The organism is Bacteroides sp. MSK.20.82, assembly GCF_019052485.1.
Taxonomy (GTDB): domain Bacteria; phylum Bacteroidota; class Bacteroidia; order Bacteroidales; family Bacteroidaceae; genus Bacteroides; species Bacteroides thetaiotaomicron.
Map to the genome: position 1 here is coordinate 1 of NZ_JAHQUN010000069.1, position 20,380 is coordinate 20,380.

The following is a 20,380-nucleotide window of genomic DNA, read 5'->3' on the forward strand; positions in this document are numbered from 1 at the left end:
TTAAGCCTCGTCACGCCGATGGTACTGCGTAACAGTGGGAGAGTAGGTAGCCGCCGTTTTTAGAGAAGCCCTTCAGGTAGAAATACCAGAAGGGCTTTCTTGTGTTTGATACTTTAGGAATTTAAGACTGGAGAGGCTTTCTTGGTTATGCATATTTCTCTCAATTATTAAACTTGATGGACTCTTTGAGACTTATGTGCGGCATAACTACTTTTAACACATAAAATCACAAACTGCGGGAACAAAACACTTTGTACGTTGTTTCAATAATAGAGTTAAACTTTTATGCTTAAATGATGTGAATAACGACAAACGGATATATTTAATTGCTACATTTGTCGCCGAAATACGAGAATTCGATATAAACAACTAAAATAAATATCATGAAAGGTTCTGTGAGATTCATATTAGCGCTTGTTCTGCTGATGCTATCATATAGCATAGGTGGAAATGCTATGAATATCACTTCATGTATTTCTCAGAGCGAATGCTCTTGTCAGTTGTCTGAATCAACTTCCGATACGAATTCTGATTCTTCATTTAAGACTCGTTCGCTGGGTTACGACAGATCATCCCAGTCTTTGTCTATTTCTGACGTAGAATTAGGCTTTAAATCAGTAACAGAAACATCTTCTAATAATTATCGTCTGCGTAGAATCATTGAATCCAATGATTTCTTTAAAGACGTTATGTATAAGTTCTTCTTGTTAAGAGAAAACTCACTTGTATTAGATCAAAGTAAATCCTATTATTCGGATAAGGATCCACATTACTCCATTATCTGCAGCGACTACTACGTGTTCGCTCTAAGACGTATCCTTATTTAATTACTTATCCCATCTTATTTACTTTTTCGTACCCTGTATGAAGCTGTGTGACTTTCATTCTTGAAAAGTCACAGGGTCTATAGCGCAGTGTATCTAATCATTTGAAAATTTTCTAAATAACTAAAATTAATATCTTAACAAAAAAACTTATTATGGAAACTACTAAAAAGTCTCAGATTGTAGGTATAAAGAATGCCGGTATCGTAATCATCTGCTGTTTCATTGTAGCAGTGTGTATTTTTCAGTTCCTGTTGGGAAATCCGTCTAACTTTATGAACAATGACCCTAACAACCATCCATTGAACATGTTGGGTACCATTTACAAAGGTGGTGTGATTGTGCCTGTTATTCAGACACTGTTGTTAACTGTACTCGCTTTGAGTATTGAACGCTTTTTTGCTCTTCGTTCTGCTTTCGGTAAAGGCTCGTTGGCTAAATTTGTAGCTAACATTAAAGAAGCTCTGGCTGCCGGTGACCTTAAAAAAGCACAAGAGATTTGTGACAAACAACGCGGTTCTGTTGCCAATGTAGTTACTGCTACTTTGCGTAAGTATGAAGAAATGGAAAAGAACACTGCTTTGCCTAAAGAACAAAAACTGCTGGCTATCCAGAAAGAACTGGAAGAAGCAACTGCTCTGGAAATGCCTATGATGCAGCAGAATCTTCCGATTATCGCTACAATTACTACTTTGGGTACATTGATGGGATTGCTCGGTACTGTAATCGGTATGATCCGTTCATTTGCCGCATTGTCCGCCGGTGGTGGTGCCGACTCTATGGCTTTGTCACAAGGTATCTCTGAAGCCTTGATCAATACGGCTTTCGGTATCTTGACAGGTGCGCTGGCTGTTATTTCTTACAACTATTTCACTAACAAAATTGACAAATTGACTTACGGACTCGACGAAGTCGGATTCTCTATCGTGCAGACTTTTGCAGCTACTCATTAATTTGGCGAACCCTTTAAAATCTATTAATCATGGGTAGAGCGAAAATTAAAAAGAAAGATACGTTCATAGATATGACCGCTATGAGTGACGTAACTGTATTGCTTCTGACTTTCTTTATGTTGACATCAACATTTGTGAAGAAGGAACCGGTGCAGGTTACCACTCCAGCCTCCGTATCAGAAATCAAGATTCCGGAGACAGATGTACTCCAGATTTTGGTTGACCAGGAAGGAAAAATATTTATGAGCCTCGACAAGCAGCAGGATATGCAGGCTGTCTTGGAGAGTATGGGTGAAGAGTATGGCATCAAGTTCACTCCGGAACAGGCAAAGAGGTTCACAGTGGCTTCTACGTTTGGAGTGCCTATCAGAAGTATGCAGAAATTCCTTGACCTCCCGGAAGATCAACGGGACAAAATTCTGAAGAATGAAGGAATTCCTTGTGATAGTACCGATAATCAGTTCAAGTCGTGGGTGCGTAATGCACGTGCCGCCAATGCTGATCTGCGAATTGCTATTAAAGCGGACGCTTCAACTCCATACTCAGTGATAAAGAACGTAATGAACTCACTTCAGGATTTGCGGGAAAATCGGTACAATCTGATTACTTCTCTCAAAGCAGAATCTGAAAATTAAAAGGGAGGAAAGACAATGAGTGCTGAAGTACAAGAGAGCAGCGGAAAAAGAGGAAAAGGCAAGCAGAAGAAAATGACTGTCCGGGTAGACTTTACCCCGATGGTGGATATGAACATGTTGCTGATTACTTTCTTTATGCTTTGTACCACGCTGAGCAAGCCTCAGACGATGGAAATAAGCATGCCGAGCAATGACAAAGATATAACTGAACAACAAAAGAGTATGGTGAAAGCCTCTCAGGCAATTACATTATTGCTGGGAGCCGATAACAAGCTCTATTACTATGAAGGAGAGCCTAACTACAAGGATTACACCTCATTGAAAGAGACTAGTTACGGGGCAAACGGGTTACGTGCCGTACTTCTTCAGAAAAATGCTGCAGCTGTCAATCAGGTAAGAGCTTTGAAACAACAGAAGCTCGATCTGAAGATAACAGATGACGAATACAAAAAGAAGGTTTCCGAAATAAAAAGCGGAAAAGATACGCCGACCGTCATTATCAAGGCGACGGATGATGCTTCTTATATGAATCTGATTGATGCATTGGACGAGATGCAGATATGTAATATAGGTAAATATGTGATAACGGATATTGCCGAAGCCGATGAATTCCTGATTAAGAATTATGATGCTAAGGGAGAACTGTCACAGAACTTGGCCGATAAATGATGTAACACCTAAAAAAAGAAAGTAAAATGGCAAAATTAGATTTAGCTTCTTCGGAATGGTGTCAGCTGATTTTTGAAGGCAAGAATCAAGCGTACGGCGCATATAGAATGCGTGCCAATTCACCCAGACGGCATACTATTGCAATGCTGATTGTGGTGGCGATAGCAATCGTTGGATTTACTATCCCTACGCTGCTTAAGTTGGCGACCCCGGAGCAAAAGGAAGTAATGACAGAGGTTACAACTTTGTCGAAATTGGCAGAACCGGAAATCAAACAGGAAGAGATGAAACGGGTAGAACCGGTTGCACCTCCCCCTCCTGCACTGAAGAGTTCTATTAAGTTTACTGCCCCTGTCATCAAGAAAGATGAAGAGGTGCACGAAGACGATGAGATCAAGAGTCAGGAAGAATTGACTTCTACCAAAGTGGCAATCTCCATTGCCGACGTAAAAGGTAATGACGAAGCCAACGGAGCCGATATTGCTGACCTGAAGCAAGTGGTGACACAGGCTGCGGAACCGGAAAAAGTATTTGATATGGTAGAGCAGATGCCGACCTTCCCCGGTGGACAGCAGGAACTGATGTCATACCTTGGGAAAAATATCAAGTATCCGACAATTGCACAGGAGAATGGAACACAAGGTCGCGTTATTATCCAGTTTGTGGTAGAGCGTGACGGTACTATCACCGATGTGCACGTAGCTCGTGGTGTAGACCCATACTTAGATAAAGAAGCCGTGCGTGTGGTACAAAGTATGCCGAAATGGATTCCTGGTAAACAAAATGGTAAAGCGGTACGTGTGAAATTCACCGTTCCGGTAATGTTTAGATTACAGTAAGATGATGAAGAGACAATTTTGGCTGGTAGGAATCGTTTTGTTGGCGGTGTTGAGTGCTTGCCGTTCCAAATCGGATGGACCGACGGATACGTATTCGTCTGGGGTGATATCTATTGCGGCGGATGAAAGTTTTGAGCCTATTATACAGGAAGAGATAGATGTGTTTGAAAGTCTGTATCCTTTGGCCGGAATTGTCCCTCGCTACACGACGGAAGTCGAGGCTATTAATTTACTTCTGAAAGACAGTGTCCGGTTGGCTATTGCAACCCGGACATTGACTGAGGAAGAAATGAATTCCTTTCACAGCCGCAAGTTCTTTCCCCGCGAGATTAAGCTTGCTACAGATGGTCTGGCATTAATCGTCAACCGGGACAATCCGGATTCTTTGTTGACCGTACGGGATTTCAGCCGCATCCTCACTGGTGAGGCGAAAGACTGGAAGGATATAAATCCGAACTCCCGCCTGAAGAGTATTCAGGTGGTGTTCGATAATAAAAACTCCAGCACCGTACGCTATACAATGGATTCTATCTGTGGTGGAAAACCACTGGCTACTGACAATGTCAGTGCCTTGAAGACCAATCAGCAGGTGATAAAGTATGTAGCAGAGAATCCCGGAGCAATGGGAGTCATTGGTGTGAACTGGCTGGGCAACCGCAGCGACACCACCAACCTTTCTTTCACCGAGGAAATCAGAGTAATGGCAGTGAGTGCGGAGGATGTAGCTACTCCTGCTAACAGTTATAAGCCTTATCAGGCTTACTTGTATTACGGTAACTATCCATTGGCACGACCCATTTACGCATTACTGAATGATCCTCGCAGTGCGCTGCCTTGGGGATTTGCTTCTTTTATGACATCCGACAAAGGGCAGCGGATTATATTAAAATCTGGACTTGTTCCGGCTACTCAGCCAGTGCGTATTGTCCATGTGAAAGACGAATAATAACTAAAATTAGAGACTATCATGAAAAGAGTACAAATGTTTTTAGCTGGAGCGTTTATAGCAGTTGGGTCGCTCTATGCGCAATCATCTGATGCCGAATGGCAGGCAGGAGTTGCAAAATTGAAAGAAACCATTCAGACGAATCCGGCTCAGGCCAATGAGGAAGCTGAACAGTTGATAAAAGGAAAGAATAAAAAGAATGTGGAACTTCTGGTGGCTATCGGCGAGGTATATCTGAAAGCCGGAAAACTTCCGGAAGCACAGGAGTATGCTGCTCTTGCCAAAAAGGTGAATGGCAAATCGGCTCTTGCCTCCGTACTGGAGGGAGACATCGCCTTTGAGCAGAAAAACGCCGGTCTGGCATCTCAGAAATATGAAGAAGCTATCTATTTCGATCCGAGTTGCACAGAAGCATATCTGAGATATGCGGATATTTATAAATCAGCCAATGCTGCTCTGGCCATTGAAAAACTGGAACAGCTGAAAGCCCAGGAACCGTCCAACACAGCCGTAGATAAGAAACTTGCCGAAATCTATTATTTGAAGAATGATTTTAGTAAAGCTGCCGAAGCTTATTCGCGTTTTGCGATGGGACCGACAGCGACAGAAGAGGATTTAGTGAAATATGCATTTGCCCTCTTCCTGAACCATGACTTCGAGAAGTCACTTGAAGTGGCGAATATGGGATTGAAAAAGAATGCGCGTCACGCGGCGTTCAATCGCCTGGCAATGTATAATTATACAGACCTGAAGCGCTTTGATGAAGCAATAAAAGCGGCGGATGCTTTTTTTACCGAATCGGACAAGGCTGATTATTCATATCTTGACTATATGTATTACGGGCATTTGCTCGAAGCTCTGAAGAAATATGATGAAGCTGTAGGACAATATGAGAAAGCCATACAATTAGATCCGACAAAGACGGACTTATACAAAAATATCTCTTCTGCCTATGAACAGAAGAATGATTATAAAAAAGCAATTAGTGCTTACCAGAAATATTATACATCCCTTGATAAAGAACATCAGACTCCGGATTTACAATTCCAGTTTGGCAGACTTTATTATGGTGCAGGTACGCAGACTGATTCGCTGACAATCAATGCTGAAGAGCGCAAGCAGGCTTTGATGGCCGCTGATTCTGTTTTCCATTCCATCGCAGAAGCAGCACCGGACAGCTACCTGGGTAATTTTTGGAGGGCACGTGCCAATTCCGCACTGGACCCCGAAACGACTCTTGGACTGGCGAAGCCTTTCTATGAGGAGGTAGCCACCCTGCTGGAAAGCAAGAATGATCCTCATTACAATTCAGCTTTGATTGAGTGCTACAGTTATCTTGGATATTACTACTTATTGGCTATTGAAAATCCGGCACTGAAAGCGGAAGCAATGGCGAATAAAGAAAAATCTAAGGAGTATTGGAGCAAAATTCTGGCTATAGACTCCACTAATGCTACTGCTAAAAGGGCATTGGATGGCATCAAATAGTGAATAATTTTAGTTGTTTGTCGTGACAGGAGGAGTGGAGAGTGATCTTAGCTCCTCCTTTTTTTTATTGTCACGTTTAGCTGTTTTTCAGTCTGTTACATTCCTTTGGTAAGCGTAAAGCAGTCGATGTCCGGTGCCCAGTTGTAGCTGTTACCCATACGGATATGATTGTAACCGGCTTTCAGATCAACGGGGATTGTTACTTGATTGTGCTTGTCATCCTCTCCCAGTGAATCGATTTTGGTTACGATGCCGTTGACATCTACCTCCAGTTGTCTTCCTTTGCCGAATGAATAATGAACCGTCATTTGGTAACGTCCGCCGTCTGCGCTGTATACTTCCGGCCATTCTGCGTAATTCTCCGGTTGTCCGCCCAAGAAACCTACTTTCATTTTTCCGGAAGCTTCCTGATCGGCAGCATATATGATGCCTTTCGGATTTTTGCCGAGATCATTGAACATTGGCAGGTATGCCCATTCTGCTTCATACAATGTCGGTTCCAGACGTGTTTCTCCTTCCATGCGGAGGAACATAGCGCTGTGTGCAGGAAGCGTTTGCTCAAAGACATCAGAGAAATTTCCCAAATCACTGCGTTTTGCCAAGTCACGTACTTTTACGTTCCCGCCAAATTCCAGTGCCGAGAAAGGTACGGAGAAGCTACAAACGGTGTCCGATGGATTGTAAAGAGCAACGGCACGTACATTTCCACGTTTTTGTTCGATGTCTTTTACCAGTACATAGCCTTCGTTTTCATGTTGTGCTACGTATGCCTGCAAGCCTAGCGGGTCTTGGTTCAGAGCGATTAATTCTTTGTTTGTCAGCAGTTCAAGAGAAGATTCCGGCAGACTTTCCAGATTACATCCGATCAGCAGGGGTGAGCTCATGATACACCATAAGCCGAAGTGAGCTTCTTCTTCTGTCGGGGTAAGTCCTTTTCCTCCTACTTTGCTGTTGTCGCGGAAACCGATGACCATCATATCCATGTCATTGTAATGTCCGTCTTTGGCGTAGGCAGACAAGTATAGGTTTTTGCCGACCACATATTTCAATGAACCCCAATGCGCATTGATGTCACCACTGATACGCCATGAAGTAGCTACATCCTTTGCCCATGTGCCGGGAAAAGCCCAACGGCAGATGTTGACAGAGACGTCCTTGTTTACTTTGTCGATGCTGTTCCGGATGGAAGTATAGCGTTCCTGTTCATTCAGGCCCAGTACATCTCCGCCGCAATAGTCTATCTTGATAAAGTCGAATCCCCAATCGCTGAAATAGAGTTGGGCGTCTTGTTGCTCATGTCCGTAAATACCGGCACCTACTCCTGCATGATCGTTGTCCCAGATAGAACCGCAAGTGTTGTTGCCCGCATCTGTATAAATACCGGCTTTCATTCCAAGACTATGTATATGGTCGGCAACCGGTTTCATTCCATTCGGGAAACGGTTTTTGTTGGTCTGCATTTTTCCATTGCCATCTCGTTCGCCGAAGAAACCATCATCAATATTAATATAATGATATCCTGCGTCTTTCAGACCTTTTTTAACCATCAGGTCGGCCTGATTTTTAATAATATCTTCACTGATATCTACTCGGAAGGCATTCCATGAACTCCAACCCATAATAGGGGGATTGACTGCTTTTTCACTTCCGGATTGAGAAACCTGAGTTTCTGTACAACTAACACATAACAAGGAAACTACCGCTGTGGCTAAAAGGTGGAATCTGTTTTTCATGATGTAACAGGTTGATGAATTAATGGGATTAAATAAAATATTGGTAACAAAGATATAAATGAATCTATTGGCGTGCAAATAAATTAAACTGAAAATAGAGAGGAATCGAACGAAAAAGAATTTGATTATTGAATTATCTGATGGATTATCAGTACGTTACCAAAGTGAATTAAAACAAAAAGCGACAAATGATAAAATCATTTGTCGCTTTTGTCGGAATGAGGCGACTCGAACGCCCGACCCCTACGTCCCGAACGTAGTGCGCTACCAACTGCGCTACATTCCGCTCTTGGATGTGATGTTGTTGAAAATTGAACTTTGAAAGTTTTTATTCGTAAAACTCTGATTAACATTACAATTTCTATCACATTATAATCAAATAAATAGATTGTATATATGTTAAATGTTAACTTATATTGCTCTTATTTTTTTTGACGGTGCAAAGATATGGAAAAGGTTCGATTTATCCAAATACTATAGGAATATTTTTTGGAAGGAACTTCATAATGTATTCTTTTATAATGATAAGAACAAAGCTATATCCCGTGTCCTTCTCTTTAGTGCTGACTTTTAAGACAAAGAGTTTATCTCCTAATGAGAAACTGAAATATTCATTATTAGATATACCGGCAATATGCAAAATTGAATATATACGGATATTAGTTCTAGTATATATACAATTTAAGTACCTTTCTTCCTAAGAGATGTATCCAACCTGTTGCAAAATTATATAAAATATTGTAAATGACAATATAAAATATAAACTTTTTTTTTAGCTAAACTATTAAAAATTAGGGGATTTGCAAAACTTTGTAATCTATACATATTTCTAGTTAATTCATTATTCGTTGAAATTCAATTAATTACAATTATATTACAGATTGGAAACTTCTCTTAGGAAGAGATATATTTGAAATGTCATTTATTTATACTCATATATATAGGGGTGTTGAAAAGGTATATGTAACATTGATTTGATATATAACGCATGTCTAAAATATTTCTATTTCCGATATATAGGACGAATGTGGTTTGAGATATATGCGTGTATGTGTGAATTTAGTAATATATAATACTTATATATATGAAAAAAAACAAATTGAAACTGTATGCAATTATGATTTTTGTGCTTCTCTGCACAGAAGTACATTGTCAGAAAGTAGCAATCAAAAGCAATTTATTGTATGATGTTACTGCAACTGTTAATGCAGGAATAGAAGTTGGCCTTGCTCCGAAATGGACATTTGATCTTTCCGCTAACTATAATGGCTGGACTTTTTCACATGAGCGTAAGTGGAAACATTGGCTTCTGCAACCAGAAGGACGTTATTGGTTTTGTGATCGTTTCGCTGGTCATTTTGTTGGTGTTCATGCTTTGGGTGGGCAGTATAACATTGGTAATCTGAACAATCATATTTCGTTTCTTGGAACAGATTTATCTGTGCTTTCTGATCGTCGTTATCAAGGTTGGTTTGCCGGTGGTGGCATTGCGTATGGTTATGCGTGGATATTGAACAAACGTTGGAATTTGGAAGCGGAGTTAGGTTTGGGCTGGATTTATACTCGCTACGACAGTTATCCCTGTGCCCAATGCGGTACAAAAATAGCCGATGGAAAATCGCATAATTATGTTGGGCCCACAAAAGCGGCAGTCAATCTCATATATACTTTTTAAATCACACAAATTACGGATATGAATAGAACAACAAAAATACTTTGTAGTAGTTTGCTATTCCTACTCTTGATGATAGGAGCAAAGGCTCAAACAATAATGGGCGGTAATGTGACAGTATCTGACCTTGCCGTGTCTCGTTCGGAAGATAAATTGTTCGTATCAATGGATATTGATGTTTCGGCATTGAGTGTAAAAAGTAACCGTGAAGTGATTCTTACGCCTAGACTGTCAGGAGAAGGTAATGAACTGAACTTACCTTCGGTGATGATAGCTGGTCGCAACCGCTATTATCATCATCTGCGCAATGGCTTGTGTACGGATGATATGATGCTTTATCAAAAAAGCAAAGTATCTGTGGTCAAATATCGTACAGTGGTACCTTATGCCGATTGGATGAAACGTGCCACGCTCAGTACGGGCAATGAAACATGCGGTTGTTGCGGCGAGGCACTTGTTGATGGCAACGAGCCTCTGTTGGTGCTTCAGTTGGAGCCGAAAGAATTTGTGCCTGCCTATGTATACATTCGTCCGAAAGCAGAACCAAAAATTAATGTATTGGAAGGTTCGGCTTATATTGACTTTCCTGTGAACCGAACAGAAATCCATGAGAATTATCGTCGTAATCCGGCTGAATTACAAAAGATACTTAATACTATTGATGCGGTGAAGAATGATGTGGATACACGGATTATCTCTGTCAGCATCAAAGGATATGCTTCGCCTGAAAGTCCCTATTCGAATAATGAACGTCTGGCGATGGGACGAACGAAAACATTGAAAGAGTATGTACGCAAACAGTACGATTTTGCCGATTCACTATTCATTACCGATAACGAGCCGGAAGATTGGGCAGGACTCGAACGTTATGTGGAAAACTCGTATCTCGAAAACAAAGCAGGTATTCTGGCATTAATCCGCAGTAACCAGGAACCGGATGCAAAAGAACGTAGCATCAAGACTGCCTTTCCAAAAGATTATGCATTCTTACTGAAAGAGGTTTATCCGGGGCTTCGTCATTCAGACTATGCAGTCAAATATGAAGTGCGTACCTATACTGATATCAACGAAATCAAGCGTCTGATTAAAACACAGCCACAGAAGTTAAGTTTGAATGAGATGTATCTTGCCGCACAGGATATGAAACTGGGGAGTGAAGAATATAATGAAACATTCGAAGTCGCTGTACGTATGTTCCCTGATGATGAAGTGGCTAATCTGAATGCTGCAAATGCCGCAATGGCTAGGGGGGATATGAAGAATGCGGAATATTATCTGAAGAAAGCTGGAAACTCACCGCAGGCTGTTTATGGTCGGGGGACATACGCTGCCTTGAAGAAGGAGTTTGATATGGCAGAGAAAATGTTTACTGAAGCTGCACATAGGGGGCTGGCTGATGCAGAGGAGATGTTAAAGCAAATAGAAGAGATAAAACATTAACAGGATCTAAATATAAAAACATAGAAATTATTAATTCATTCAAAGTTGCAGATTATGAAAAGAATTAGCAAGTATTTTTTATGCCTTTTTGCCGTAGTTCTCACAGCAGGTTGTGCTGAGGATAAACTAGGTGAAACAGAATTTGACCCTACTGTTTATGAGGGAGATAAGGCATACATGACAGTACAGGTAACTATGCCGTCTGTGCCTGGTTCGCGTAGTAATACGGTTGAAGGTGGTGGCAGCAATGTTGGTGTCGAAATCGGTAAAGATTATGAGAACAATGTGAAAAGAATGTATGTGGTACTTGCCCGCAGCACGGATAATGCATTCATTGCTTTTGGTGACATGTCGGACAAGATGAAACAATCCGCAAATAAACAGGCTTATATTGGGACTTCCGAAATAACTAAAACGCAATTGTCTCAGTTCTATAATGATACAGAAACACCAACTGATAAAAAGGAAGTGAATGTATTTATATTTTGTAACCCGACAGATGAATTGGTAGAACTTATTAGTAAAACTGAATATAAGAATACGACATGGTATAATGCAATTTGCAAGGGTGACGATGAGGAATTAGGAAAGATATGGAGCAAGAATGAAGGTGGCAGCTTTCTGATGTCCAACTATTCCATAGCTAAGCGCTTGCTCCCTAATACGATGAATGACTGGTTGTTATATAATGAAGCCACTCCGTTTAATCTTTCCGGAATAAACAATGCGGGAAGCTTGTCACAAGTAGACAACAGTGTAGGTGGTGCAGTGAAAGTAGAACGCGCAATGGCACGTTTCGATTTTAGAGATGGTAGTCGCAGTTTGCCTGAAAATATACGTCCTCAGAAAGGCAACACTTATCCGGTTGTACAAGATATTGCGCCGGACGGAACACCTGGGGCTTACATTGTAAACGTTGAATTAGGTAAAATGGCTTTGGTGAATATGAATAATAGTTTTTATTATTTGCGTCGTGTATCTGATAATGGACTTCCGGCACAAGCTAGTCTTTGCAGCCCGGAAAAGCCCTGGTTTACCGCTGTGGGAGGTGGGGAAACTCATCTTAATGGTAATTATGTCGTGGATGTGTGGGCAACCGAGAAGAATCAAGGCATTGAGACTACGAAATTAAGTGAGTATTTTAATTACCCTCTCTTTCAACCTGACGGCTCAATAGACAATACAAAGCAAGATCAATGGAACACGCATCTATTATCTACGGTTCTTGGGGGTGAAGAAGATACAGATAATAGCTGGAATACTGGTAACAAATATGGTGACTATCGTATATGGCGGTATGTAACTGAAAATACAATTCCGGGACCGGTTGACAGGCAGGTAAACGGTATAACAACCGGTATTGTTTTCAAAGGAAAAATGGTAGCTACTGAAGCTGCTGCCGCTAGCACTGACGAAGATACCAGGCACTTGGCAGAAGTTATTAATTACACTGCTTCTGGTTTAATGAAGGATTCTTATAAAGATCCGATTATTTATATGTTCGGCGGCAATTTGTATGTAAGTTGGCCAAATGTGCGAAAAGCAGTGAAAGCTGTTGCATACAACGAAGAGACCAAAACATGGAGTCGTTCTCATCCGCTTTATGTGGCTGTATATGGTACCGGTGGTACAGGTGAGGAAGGGGATGCTAGCCCTCAAGATGAAAGTAGTGCTAATTCAAAATGGAACACTTGGGACAGAAACGATAAAACACTTGAAGGTTCTTATCTCAGTGATTTCAGACAAGCAGCTACTGATGCCGGCATAACCATCTATCAGTCAAGCGAGGACAAAGACGGTGGTTGGGGCTATTATTGCTACTATTATTATTGGAATCGCCACAATGACAATGGTGTGGAAGGTGAAATGGCTCCGATGGAGTTCGCTGTAGTTCGCAACAATGTTTATAAACTTGCTGTAACTAACATTTCCCGTCTTGGGCATCCACGTATTTCAGATAATGACCCTGATAACCCAGGTCCTGATACTCCCGATGAGCGAGGTGATATTTATCTGACAGTTTCGGTAGATGTATTGCCTTGGGTAGTTCGTGTCAATAATATCGATTTCTAAGAAACCAAAGATGCATAATAAAAAACGAAATATAATTTCAGGGTTTATCAGTACGGTGCTTGGCATCGTACTGATAAATTTTGCCTTTTCATCGTGTGAGCGTATCTATGAAGATCTTGCTCCATGTCCGCATGGCGTGTCACTACGCTTCATTTACGACTACAATATGGAATATGCCAATGCATTTGCTAAGAAGGTGGATTGTCTGACATTGCTGGTCTATGATGAAAATGGCAATTATGTGGATACTCGCATAGTGACGGGTACGGAGTTGCAGGACGAGAACTATCGCATGAAGCTGGACCTCAAACAAGGAAATTATCATTTCGTAGCTTATGGTGGTCTGGCTTGTAATAAGAGCTCTTTCCTTATGAAGTATACCCCCGGAGAAGGAACTGGATATACCGATTTGCAAGTGGAACTAGATTCGGAATGCTTGACAAATCCCAGACGAAAGAACTTGCACGGTTTGTATTGGGGTGAACTTACTCTCGCTACTGCCGACCTTTACAGTGAAGGCACTGTTGAGATGATGAAGAACACCAATAATATTCGTGTTGTGTTGCAACAAATGAATGGTGAGCCGGTAGATGATAAGAAATTTGAATTTGAAATTACCGATGATAATATACTGTTCAGTTACGATAATAATTTGCTTGAGAATGGTATGGTGACATACACTCCATGGGCACAAGGGCAAGCTTCGGCAGGATTCACTGATGAGGGAAGAGAAGTGGTGGTAGCTTATGCCGAACTATCTACTTCACGGTTGATGGTGCGTGATTGGTACTCGCCTAAGCTGACGGTGCGTCGCAAAGCAGATGGTGTGGAAATTATCAATATTCCACTTATTAACTATTTGCTTATGCTTAAGAGTGATCTGTATGCAAGCATGGATTCGCAGGAGTTCCTTGATCGTGAAAGTGAATGGTCAATGATATTCTTCTTAAGCCCGAATCTTGAATGGATTAAAACTTATATTAAGATAAACGATTGGACTGTCAGAATCAACGATATAAGACAATGAAGAAAATCGCATATATCATTATACCATGGGCTATTTCTCTCCTTTTTCGGGGGTGTGCTCATGATGCAGATAGTGAAATGTTTGACAGGGAAGTGCCGTTAGTGAATCTTAATATCAGTGTTGCCCTGTCTGACATATCGCAATCGGGTACACGGGCCAGTGACATCTATCCAGAGGCTCCAGTAAATGATAATGAAAAGATGAAAACGTTGCGTATTATTGTCGTACGTAACAATGATAATATAGTGGAACATAACCGGATTTACAATTTGGAGGTTGCATCTACCGATTGTTATAGCGAGCCGATGAAAGTTATCGGAAACGAAAAGAAACGAATTTATTTGTTTGCAAATGAAGCTACGGAAATAAAGACAACGGGATTTTTTCCGAAACGTAAATTGGTAGAGTGTGATTTTGAGAAAATTCAGCCCGGAAGCTTATTCTTTACGGATTATATATCCAGTCTGACCATTCGGTTAGGCAGTAATATGGAGCGAATCGACGGTCCGTTGCCGATGAGTGGACTTTATATGGTAGATGTGCCTGCCGAGGATTGTGAACGTGAGCTTTCCATAATGAGAGCGGCTGTTAAATTTACTTTCAATATAACGAATAAAAGCAGTCGGTCCATAGAAATCACGAAACTGACTATTGATAAAATGGCAGAAAGGGAGTATTACTTGCCACACAATGCTACATATATAGAGAGAGAAACGACGGAGGGAACAAAGTTCTGGGACATAAATAGTTTCGATGTTCCTACTTTGAAAGGGTATTATACATACGATGCGTCATCGTTGTTTAAAGGGCAACTGCTTCCGGGAGATGAAAATACGAAAACCAATGAGCAACCGATTTACCTGTTGGAGGGGAAGCATAGTGATGACAACAATAAGGAAAATCCTTATCTGCTGACTTTGGGTGTCAACGGAACTGAATTGAAAAGTTACTTGCCAAATCTGCCACAGTTGCCGCGAAATACACATGTGGTGGTAAATATCACAATTAATGAACATGCAATGGATTGCATAGTAGATGTGCGTCCTTATACCGAAATCACACTAGAACCCGATTTCGGGTTATAAAAAAAGAAAGGAAAGATTTCCTTAAATAACTTTATACAGGAAAATATGAAACGCAACATTATTTATAGTCTTACAGGTATGCTGATATTTGTCTTGACTGCCTGTACGGATGATTGGCTGAACAACGAAGGCGAAAGAATGCCGGAAGGAGAAGTCAGTGTGAGTGCTACTGTAGAGTTTCTTCCTCTTCGGCCGGCTCTGGATGTAAACACTCGTACGGCAGGAGATGTAATCAAAGACATCAATGATCTTTGTGTGTTGCTGTATGATGAGGAAGGAAATCTGGTGAAATCGTACTATCTTCTTCCGAAAGGTACTGCTTCAACGGAAACTACAGATAGATTCGATGTTGATGATATTGACCGTGCAGACACAGATGCGGAAGGAGGCAAAACGGCGGAAGCCAAAACCAAACGGGCTACCTTCAAGTTAGCTCAAGTTCCTTACGGCTATTATTATATGTATGCGGTAGCAAATATGGGTAACTTGGCTGAGTTAGAAAAAGATAATATACAAACAGTCGATAAACTGAAATCGATTAATCTGACATGGGAAGCAGAAAACTGGTTCGCGACAGAAGAAACTGCTGATGGAAAAGTGACAAGAGCTACTAAAAACCATCAGATGTTTGGCTACTTCACAACAAAAGAGAATGCACCTGCGGGGGCTAACCGCAATACGGAAGCTTCACGAGTAGCTATAAATAAGAAAGATATGGAATTGCACGCATGGATTCGCCGCGCAGCTTCCAAAGTAACCATTGCTTATGATGCCACTGGATTGAAAGAAGGAGTTTTTATTTATTTGAAATCGGTTCAGATAAAGGATATTCCTGTTAATTGCTACTTGGGAAAAACAAACACACCAAGTGAAGATGAACAATCGTCTTTAATAAAAGACGGAGAAATCATAAAGTATTATACAGGAACTACCCCACCTGCATTTGACGAATTTTATCCGGTACGTTTAGCTACGGGGAGAGCTTATTACCCGTGTGAAGAGAATGGAACTTTTAAATATGGACACGAAGAGGCAGCTGATGCTTTGTTTTTCTATGAGAATATGCAGGGGGACCAGCCATATGATAAACGCCAGGATGCAGATGGAGATAAAGAACTGGATCATCCCGGATTACCTCCTCATCTGCAACAGCCGGACAAAGATTATTCAAAATATAGACCAAAAGATAACGTACCTTATGGTACATATATTGAAGTAGACGCTTATTATCGTTCTATTAATGAAGAAAAAGTAGGTAGTGGTGATATTAAATACCGTTTTATGCTTGGTAAAAACATTACAACAAACTATGATGCCGAACGTAATCATCACTATAAACTTACATTGAAATTTAAAAATTTTGCAAATGATGCAGACTGGCATATCGAATATGCTGAACCGGAACCAGGTATTGAGGTGCCCAATCCCTATTATATTTCCTATTTATATAACAGAACGATGGATTTGCCTATAAAAATAAATCCTGGTTATGCGAAAGTGGAAAGTGTGAAAGCGGAAATACTCAACAATGGTTGGGCGCCTATTGGTGCAGATGCTAATAATTTTGATTATTATCATTTTGATTTGGAAGGCAAGAATGTATGGAATGGATTTCTTTCTTTGCGCCGTACTACTGCAACCATACTTACGACAACAAAAGCAGATGCTAATGAGGATTCAGGTATTGTTTATGCAGAAAGCAACCAGGAATACTATAACCGAACTCAACGAGGAAATCGCGAATATGCCGTAGATCCAGGCATTCACGAAGATACTGAATATGGTAATTATTCTGTGCGTAAAGAAGAGGGGACGAATATACTTCATATGAGTATACCTTTATATACACGTGCGAAACAGATGATTGCAAAAACTAGTTATACCGGGAATAATCCATATGTAGCCTACCGGCGTCAGGCAAAAATAAAAATAACCGCGACTTTATCGCAGGGTGAGCCATTAACAGAAATAGTTGATATATTCCAGGTACGTCGCGTAGTCAATCCTAAAGGAATATATCGACGGCATAATAATGACAAGCCTTTCCATGTTGTTTTAAAACGTTTGGCACGGGAGAATGCTACAAATTTCGAAGAATTTACTTCCGAGGGGGCTTGGGAAGCTGTTGTTGCAGCGACAACGCACGAAGGATTTGTGAAGTTAGAAAAAAGTAGTAGTAACAAGTACACGAGTATAGATGAACATGGTACACTTAAGGGGCTTTCCGGTTCAGTAATTGATTTCAAAATTACGTTCAATGGTACATGTGCAGAAAATGAATCCCGCCATGCCGTTATTCGTGTCAGTTATCACAACAATACTTGCAATCACCTTATATTTGTCCGCCAGGGCTATGCTCCTGTAGCTTTGCTTGACGAAGGGCGGGCTTGGCATACGTTTAATATGAAGACTCCTACGGAGGAAACAGATTCGCCGGTAGAAGAAGGGTCATTGTTTAAGTGGGGAAATCTGAATGAACCAATTGATGCGTCAAGTAATAAACATGAGAAAGAATATTGGATAGAAGTGCAGCCGAAAGACTTTAAAGATGATAAAGCCAAGCCACTAGAGATTGCTGGAAAAGGGACTACTAAATTGTGGGATGAAATCACATCTCAGCCTTTTAATACCCCTTTTGAAAAGCCTAAAATTAATGGAAAAGAAGTGGAAATTGCCAATTACGATGATTATAATGTATTGTATAAAAGCAAGGATATAGAAATGGGCTATGGTGTACTCTATGGTGATGATGCCGAGGAAACACTTTCCAATATCAATGAAGTATACGGATATCGTTATGATAGTTTCGGCACATATGGTATGCGTGGTTGTTTTATATATAATAAAACGGATGGGCGGAATCTATTCTTTCCGATAGGAGCGTCAGGCTATGGACATAGAAAACAAGGATATGGTGATATGAAAAATTGGCAGGGCGTAGTTACTGGTCAGGGCTATATACATGGTGAGACAAAGAATACAGTTGTACTCCGTTATTCTGCTGGACGTAGTGATAAATTCAATATGACGGCAGGTGATGAGAAACCTTTGTTTTATGATTTGTATATGCGTCCGGGGGCTATCTATTGGTTACAGCAGATATATCCACCAGGGCGCGATGGAGAAAGTGATATTATGGCGTGGGATATTAATTACTTCTCTTTTGATTTTAATTTGATTTCTAAAAGTAATGTTTACGCAACTCTTACTGGTGAAAATAAAATAGAAACGCCTAAAAGTGATGCATGCTTTATCCGTTGTGTAGAGCCATGATAATCTTATTTATTAATAATGTAGCATTGGAAAACTAAGGGCTGACTTTTGGGTCAGCCCCGTCAATACTCTTTTGGTATACTATAATGATTTAAGTATAATACTGTTTGCTTTATCCACTATGGAGGCGTCTAACGAGGCTAGATAAATACGTGTTGTGTTTTCGGAGTCATGTCCCATAGCTTCGCTAATAACCGAGATAGAGATATTTTTACTCTTGGCAATGTTTGCCCATGCATGGCGGGCGACATATGTTGTTAGTGTGACGGGGATCTCTAACATTTGTCCTATTACCTTCAGCTTTCTATTAATCAAATGTGAGGCATTTTTATATTCTCTTCTTGGGTCTTTACCGTTGTTTTTGATGATAGGTAGTAGATAAGAGCTTTCTATAGTGTTATATTTATCGACAATTTTTTGCATGGGCTTTTCCCACTTAATGAACAATTGTTGGTCGGTTTTATGTCTGCGATAGGACAGAACTCCATTCTGCAGATCTTTCTTTTTCAGATATGCCATGTCAATGAACGACATTCCGCGGGTGTAGAACGAGAACATGAAGATGTCTCTTGCATAATCCATCAAAGGGTTTGTGCTCAGATCTAAATTTTGTATTTGGCGAATTGTTTTTAGAGATACAGCTCGTTTTACTGTTTTGTCAATACCGGTATACACATACTTGAACGGATATTGTTGTTGTGTTAACTCTTTTTCTACAGCACGATTGTATATTGCTCGGAGATTCCGCATATAATATGAACAGCTGTTTGGACAGACACCGCAGTTTTTAAGGTATATTTCATATTTTATCATCAGATTGGAATTTACATCTTCAAGTAGAACGTCACCATTATTGTCCATAAAACGCTTGAAACTGTTGTATGCTGAGGCATAAGACTCGGCAGTGCGTTCTTTGCCGATTTGTTTTAGTTGTATAATAAGATCTTGTGCGAATGATAGAAAACTGTATTTATTGATGGGGGGAATACGGAATAGCTCTATTATTTTTCCGGAGGTAAAAGGATTGCCCGAATGTTCAAGTTTTGAAATGATATTTTTCAGTCTATGCATGTCTTCTGCTATTCGGCTTGTTAGTTGAGCGAGAAAACGTCGTCTTATGTCATTATTGTCCGGAAGAATGATGCAAGCCAAATGCTTATCCCATTCTGAAGGAAAAATTTTATAGCCGGTATTGATTTGCCTGGTTACTCTGGCATGAATGATTTGATAGAACAATACGCCTTCTTTTGTTTTCACGGAAGAGGTACGGAATTTGATTTTTATTGTTGCCATATCTACATGATTTGTTATATTAAACTATAAATAAATGAATATAACAAATGAGCATTTATCTGTCTTTTTATAAAATTAATCCTTTGTCATACAGAAAAAATGCCTGATGGAAACATTTTTATTTATCATTCATTTAGGATAATAGAAAACATATTTGCTATAGAAAAAGTTTGTTCATTAAATGAATTTTAAAGTGGGCGAAAAGCTGTTGCTTAACATGAGATAATGATTGAATAAATGCTGTACCAAAATCAATTGCAGAATGGTATCATATTTATGTTGATTCTCATTCCTATTGGTTTTACCTGTTCCAGAAAAAGAAAAATCCCTGAATTTTGAAAAAAATCAGGGATTAATATTGTCTTGCTTTTTAAAAGGTGGTGCCACCAGGAATCGAACCTTTTAGTTTGGTTTACTCTAATCCCTTGAT

General features: G+C 40.3%; 15 protein-coding genes and 1 tRNA gene. 13 read left to right on the forward strand and 3 right to left on the reverse strand.

Going from position 1 to position 20,380, the window contains the following annotated elements; genetic code table 11:
* The first annotated feature begins 383 nt into the window (after positions 1–383).
* The 7 genes from KTR07_RS25915 to KTR07_RS25945 all read left to right on the forward strand — a co-directional run bounded on the left by KTR07_RS25915 (position 384) and on the right by KTR07_RS25945 (position 6,354).
* A complete protein-coding gene (locus KTR07_RS25915; protein WP_113748117.1) occupies positions 384–827 on the forward strand; it encodes a hypothetical protein in 444 nt (147 codons plus the stop codon).
* A gap of 152 nt (positions 828–979) precedes the next feature.
* Complete coding sequence (locus KTR07_RS25920; protein WP_008763543.1) at positions 980–1,777, forward strand: MotA/TolQ/ExbB proton channel family protein; 798 nt, start codon at positions 980–982, stop codon at positions 1,775–1,777.
* Between the two features lie 29 nt (positions 1,778–1,806).
* Positions 1,807–2,412, forward strand: coding sequence for a biopolymer transporter ExbD (locus tag KTR07_RS25925; protein WP_008763544.1), 606 nt, complete (start codon positions 1,807–1,809; stop codon positions 2,410–2,412).
* A 15-nt stretch (positions 2,413–2,427) separates the two neighbouring features.
* Positions 2,428–3,081 carry a biopolymer transporter ExbD gene (locus KTR07_RS25930; protein WP_055221859.1) on the forward strand — a complete coding sequence of 218 codons (654 nt, stop codon included), beginning with the start codon at positions 2,428–2,430 and terminating at the stop codon, positions 3,079–3,081.
* A 26-nt stretch (positions 3,082–3,107) separates the two neighbouring features.
* Positions 3,108–3,920 (forward strand): energy transducer TonB, encoded by an 813-nt coding sequence (locus KTR07_RS25935; RefSeq protein ID WP_008763546.1) that lies wholly within the window; start codon positions 3,108–3,110, stop codon positions 3,918–3,920.
* Between the two features lies 1 nt (position 3,921).
* Entirely contained in the window at positions 3,922–4,866 is a 945-nt protein-coding gene (locus KTR07_RS25940) for a PstS family phosphate ABC transporter substrate-binding protein (RefSeq protein ID WP_008763547.1), read from the forward strand.
* A 21-nt stretch (positions 4,867–4,887) separates the two neighbouring features.
* Positions 4,888–6,354 (forward strand): tetratricopeptide repeat protein, encoded by a 1,467-nt coding sequence (locus tag KTR07_RS25945; RefSeq protein ID WP_008763548.1) that lies wholly within the window; start codon positions 4,888–4,890, stop codon positions 6,352–6,354.
* 95 nt (positions 6,355–6,449) lie between these two features.
* Here the strand turns inward: KTR07_RS25945 and KTR07_RS25950 are convergent, their stop codons facing one another.
* Both KTR07_RS25950 and KTR07_RS25955 read right to left on the reverse strand, forming a co-directional pair.
* Positions 6,450–8,087 carry an alpha-galactosidase gene (locus KTR07_RS25950; RefSeq protein WP_062695757.1) on the reverse strand — a complete coding sequence of 546 codons (1,638 nt, stop codon included), beginning with the start codon at positions 8,085–8,087 and terminating at the stop codon, positions 6,450–6,452.
* 213 nt (positions 8,088–8,300) lie between these two features.
* Positions 8,301–8,373: transfer RNA gene (locus KTR07_RS25955), tRNA-Pro, on the reverse strand.
* A gap of 798 nt (positions 8,374–9,171) precedes the next feature.
* Between KTR07_RS25955 and KTR07_RS25960 the strand changes: the two genes are divergently transcribed.
* Genes KTR07_RS25960 through KTR07_RS25985 form a run of 6 tightly spaced genes read left to right on the forward strand, consistent with a single transcriptional unit; the run spans position 9,172 to position 18,657 of the window.
* Entirely contained in the window at positions 9,172–9,762 is a 591-nt protein-coding gene (locus KTR07_RS25960) for a DUF3575 domain-containing protein (RefSeq protein WP_011108436.1), read from the forward strand.
* Positions 9,763–9,780: 18 nt separating this feature from the next.
* Positions 9,781–11,199: a DUF3868 domain-containing protein gene (locus KTR07_RS25965; RefSeq protein ID WP_103878196.1), complete on the forward strand. Its 1,419-nt coding sequence runs from the start codon at positions 9,781–9,783 to the stop codon at positions 11,197–11,199.
* A gap of 54 nt (positions 11,200–11,253) precedes the next feature.
* Positions 11,254–13,272 carry an Mfa1 family fimbria major subunit gene (locus KTR07_RS25970; protein WP_011108434.1) on the forward strand — a complete coding sequence of 673 codons (2,019 nt, stop codon included), beginning with the start codon at positions 11,254–11,256 and terminating at the stop codon, positions 13,270–13,272.
* Positions 13,273–13,282: 10 nt separating this feature from the next.
* Entirely contained in the window at positions 13,283–14,299 is a 1,017-nt protein-coding gene (locus tag KTR07_RS25975) for a FimB/Mfa2 family fimbrial subunit (RefSeq protein ID WP_011108433.1), read from the forward strand.
* Entirely contained in the window at positions 14,296–15,384 is a 1,089-nt protein-coding gene (locus KTR07_RS25980; RefSeq protein WP_011108432.1) for a hypothetical protein, read from the forward strand. The genes KTR07_RS25975 and KTR07_RS25980 overlap by 4 nt, the downstream gene beginning before the upstream one ends.
* Before the next feature lie 45 nt (positions 15,385–15,429).
* Positions 15,430–18,657: a DUF4906 domain-containing protein gene (locus KTR07_RS25985; protein ID WP_011108431.1), complete on the forward strand. Its 3,228-nt coding sequence runs from the start codon at positions 15,430–15,432 to the stop codon at positions 18,655–18,657.
* An 81-nt stretch (positions 18,658–18,738) separates the two neighbouring features.
* On the opposite strand, the gene KTR07_RS25990 is transcribed toward KTR07_RS25985, so the two are convergent.
* Entirely contained in the window at positions 18,739–19,950 is a 1,212-nt protein-coding gene (locus KTR07_RS25990) for a site-specific integrase (RefSeq protein WP_011108430.1), read from the reverse strand.
* Between the last annotated feature and the right edge of the window lie 430 nt (positions 19,951–20,380).

Excerpts from the sequence above, each read along its gene's own strand:
- KTR07_RS25915 (WP_113748117.1), top strand. The coding sequence starts at position 384 with ATGAAAGGTTCTGTGAGATTCATATTAGCGCTTGTTCTGCTGATGCTA.
- KTR07_RS25920 (WP_008763543.1), top strand. The coding sequence starts at position 980 with ATGGAAACTACTAAAAAGTCTCAGATTGTAGGTATAAAGAATGCCGGT.
- KTR07_RS25925 (WP_008763544.1), top strand. The coding sequence starts at position 1,807 with ATGGGTAGAGCGAAAATTAAAAAGAAAGATACGTTCATAGATATGACC.
- KTR07_RS25930 (WP_055221859.1), top strand. The coding sequence starts at position 2,428 with ATGAGTGCTGAAGTACAAGAGAGCAGCGGAAAAAGAGGAAAAGGCAAG.
- KTR07_RS25935 (WP_008763546.1), top strand. The coding sequence starts at position 3,108 with ATGGCAAAATTAGATTTAGCTTCTTCGGAATGGTGTCAGCTGATTTTT.
- KTR07_RS25940 (WP_008763547.1), top strand. The coding sequence starts at position 3,922 with ATGATGAAGAGACAATTTTGGCTGGTAGGAATCGTTTTGTTGGCGGTG.
- KTR07_RS25945 (WP_008763548.1), top strand. The coding sequence starts at position 4,888 with ATGAAAAGAGTACAAATGTTTTTAGCTGGAGCGTTTATAGCAGTTGGG.
- KTR07_RS25950 (WP_062695757.1), bottom strand. The coding sequence starts at position 8,087 with ATGAAAAACAGATTCCACCTTTTAGCCACAGCGGTAGTTTCCTTGTTA.
- KTR07_RS25960 (WP_011108436.1), top strand. The coding sequence starts at position 9,172 with ATGAAAAAAAACAAATTGAAACTGTATGCAATTATGATTTTTGTGCTT.
- KTR07_RS25965 (WP_103878196.1), top strand. The coding sequence starts at position 9,781 with ATGAATAGAACAACAAAAATACTTTGTAGTAGTTTGCTATTCCTACTC.
- KTR07_RS25970 (WP_011108434.1), top strand. The coding sequence starts at position 11,254 with ATGAAAAGAATTAGCAAGTATTTTTTATGCCTTTTTGCCGTAGTTCTC.
- KTR07_RS25975 (WP_011108433.1), top strand. The coding sequence starts at position 13,283 with ATGCATAATAAAAAACGAAATATAATTTCAGGGTTTATCAGTACGGTG.
- KTR07_RS25980 (WP_011108432.1), top strand. The coding sequence starts at position 14,296 with ATGAAGAAAATCGCATATATCATTATACCATGGGCTATTTCTCTCCTT.
- KTR07_RS25985 (WP_011108431.1), top strand. The coding sequence starts at position 15,430 with ATGAAACGCAACATTATTTATAGTCTTACAGGTATGCTGATATTTGTC.
- KTR07_RS25990 (WP_011108430.1), bottom strand. The coding sequence starts at position 19,950 with ATGGCAACAATAAAAATCAAATTCCGTACCTCTTCCGTGAAAACAAAA.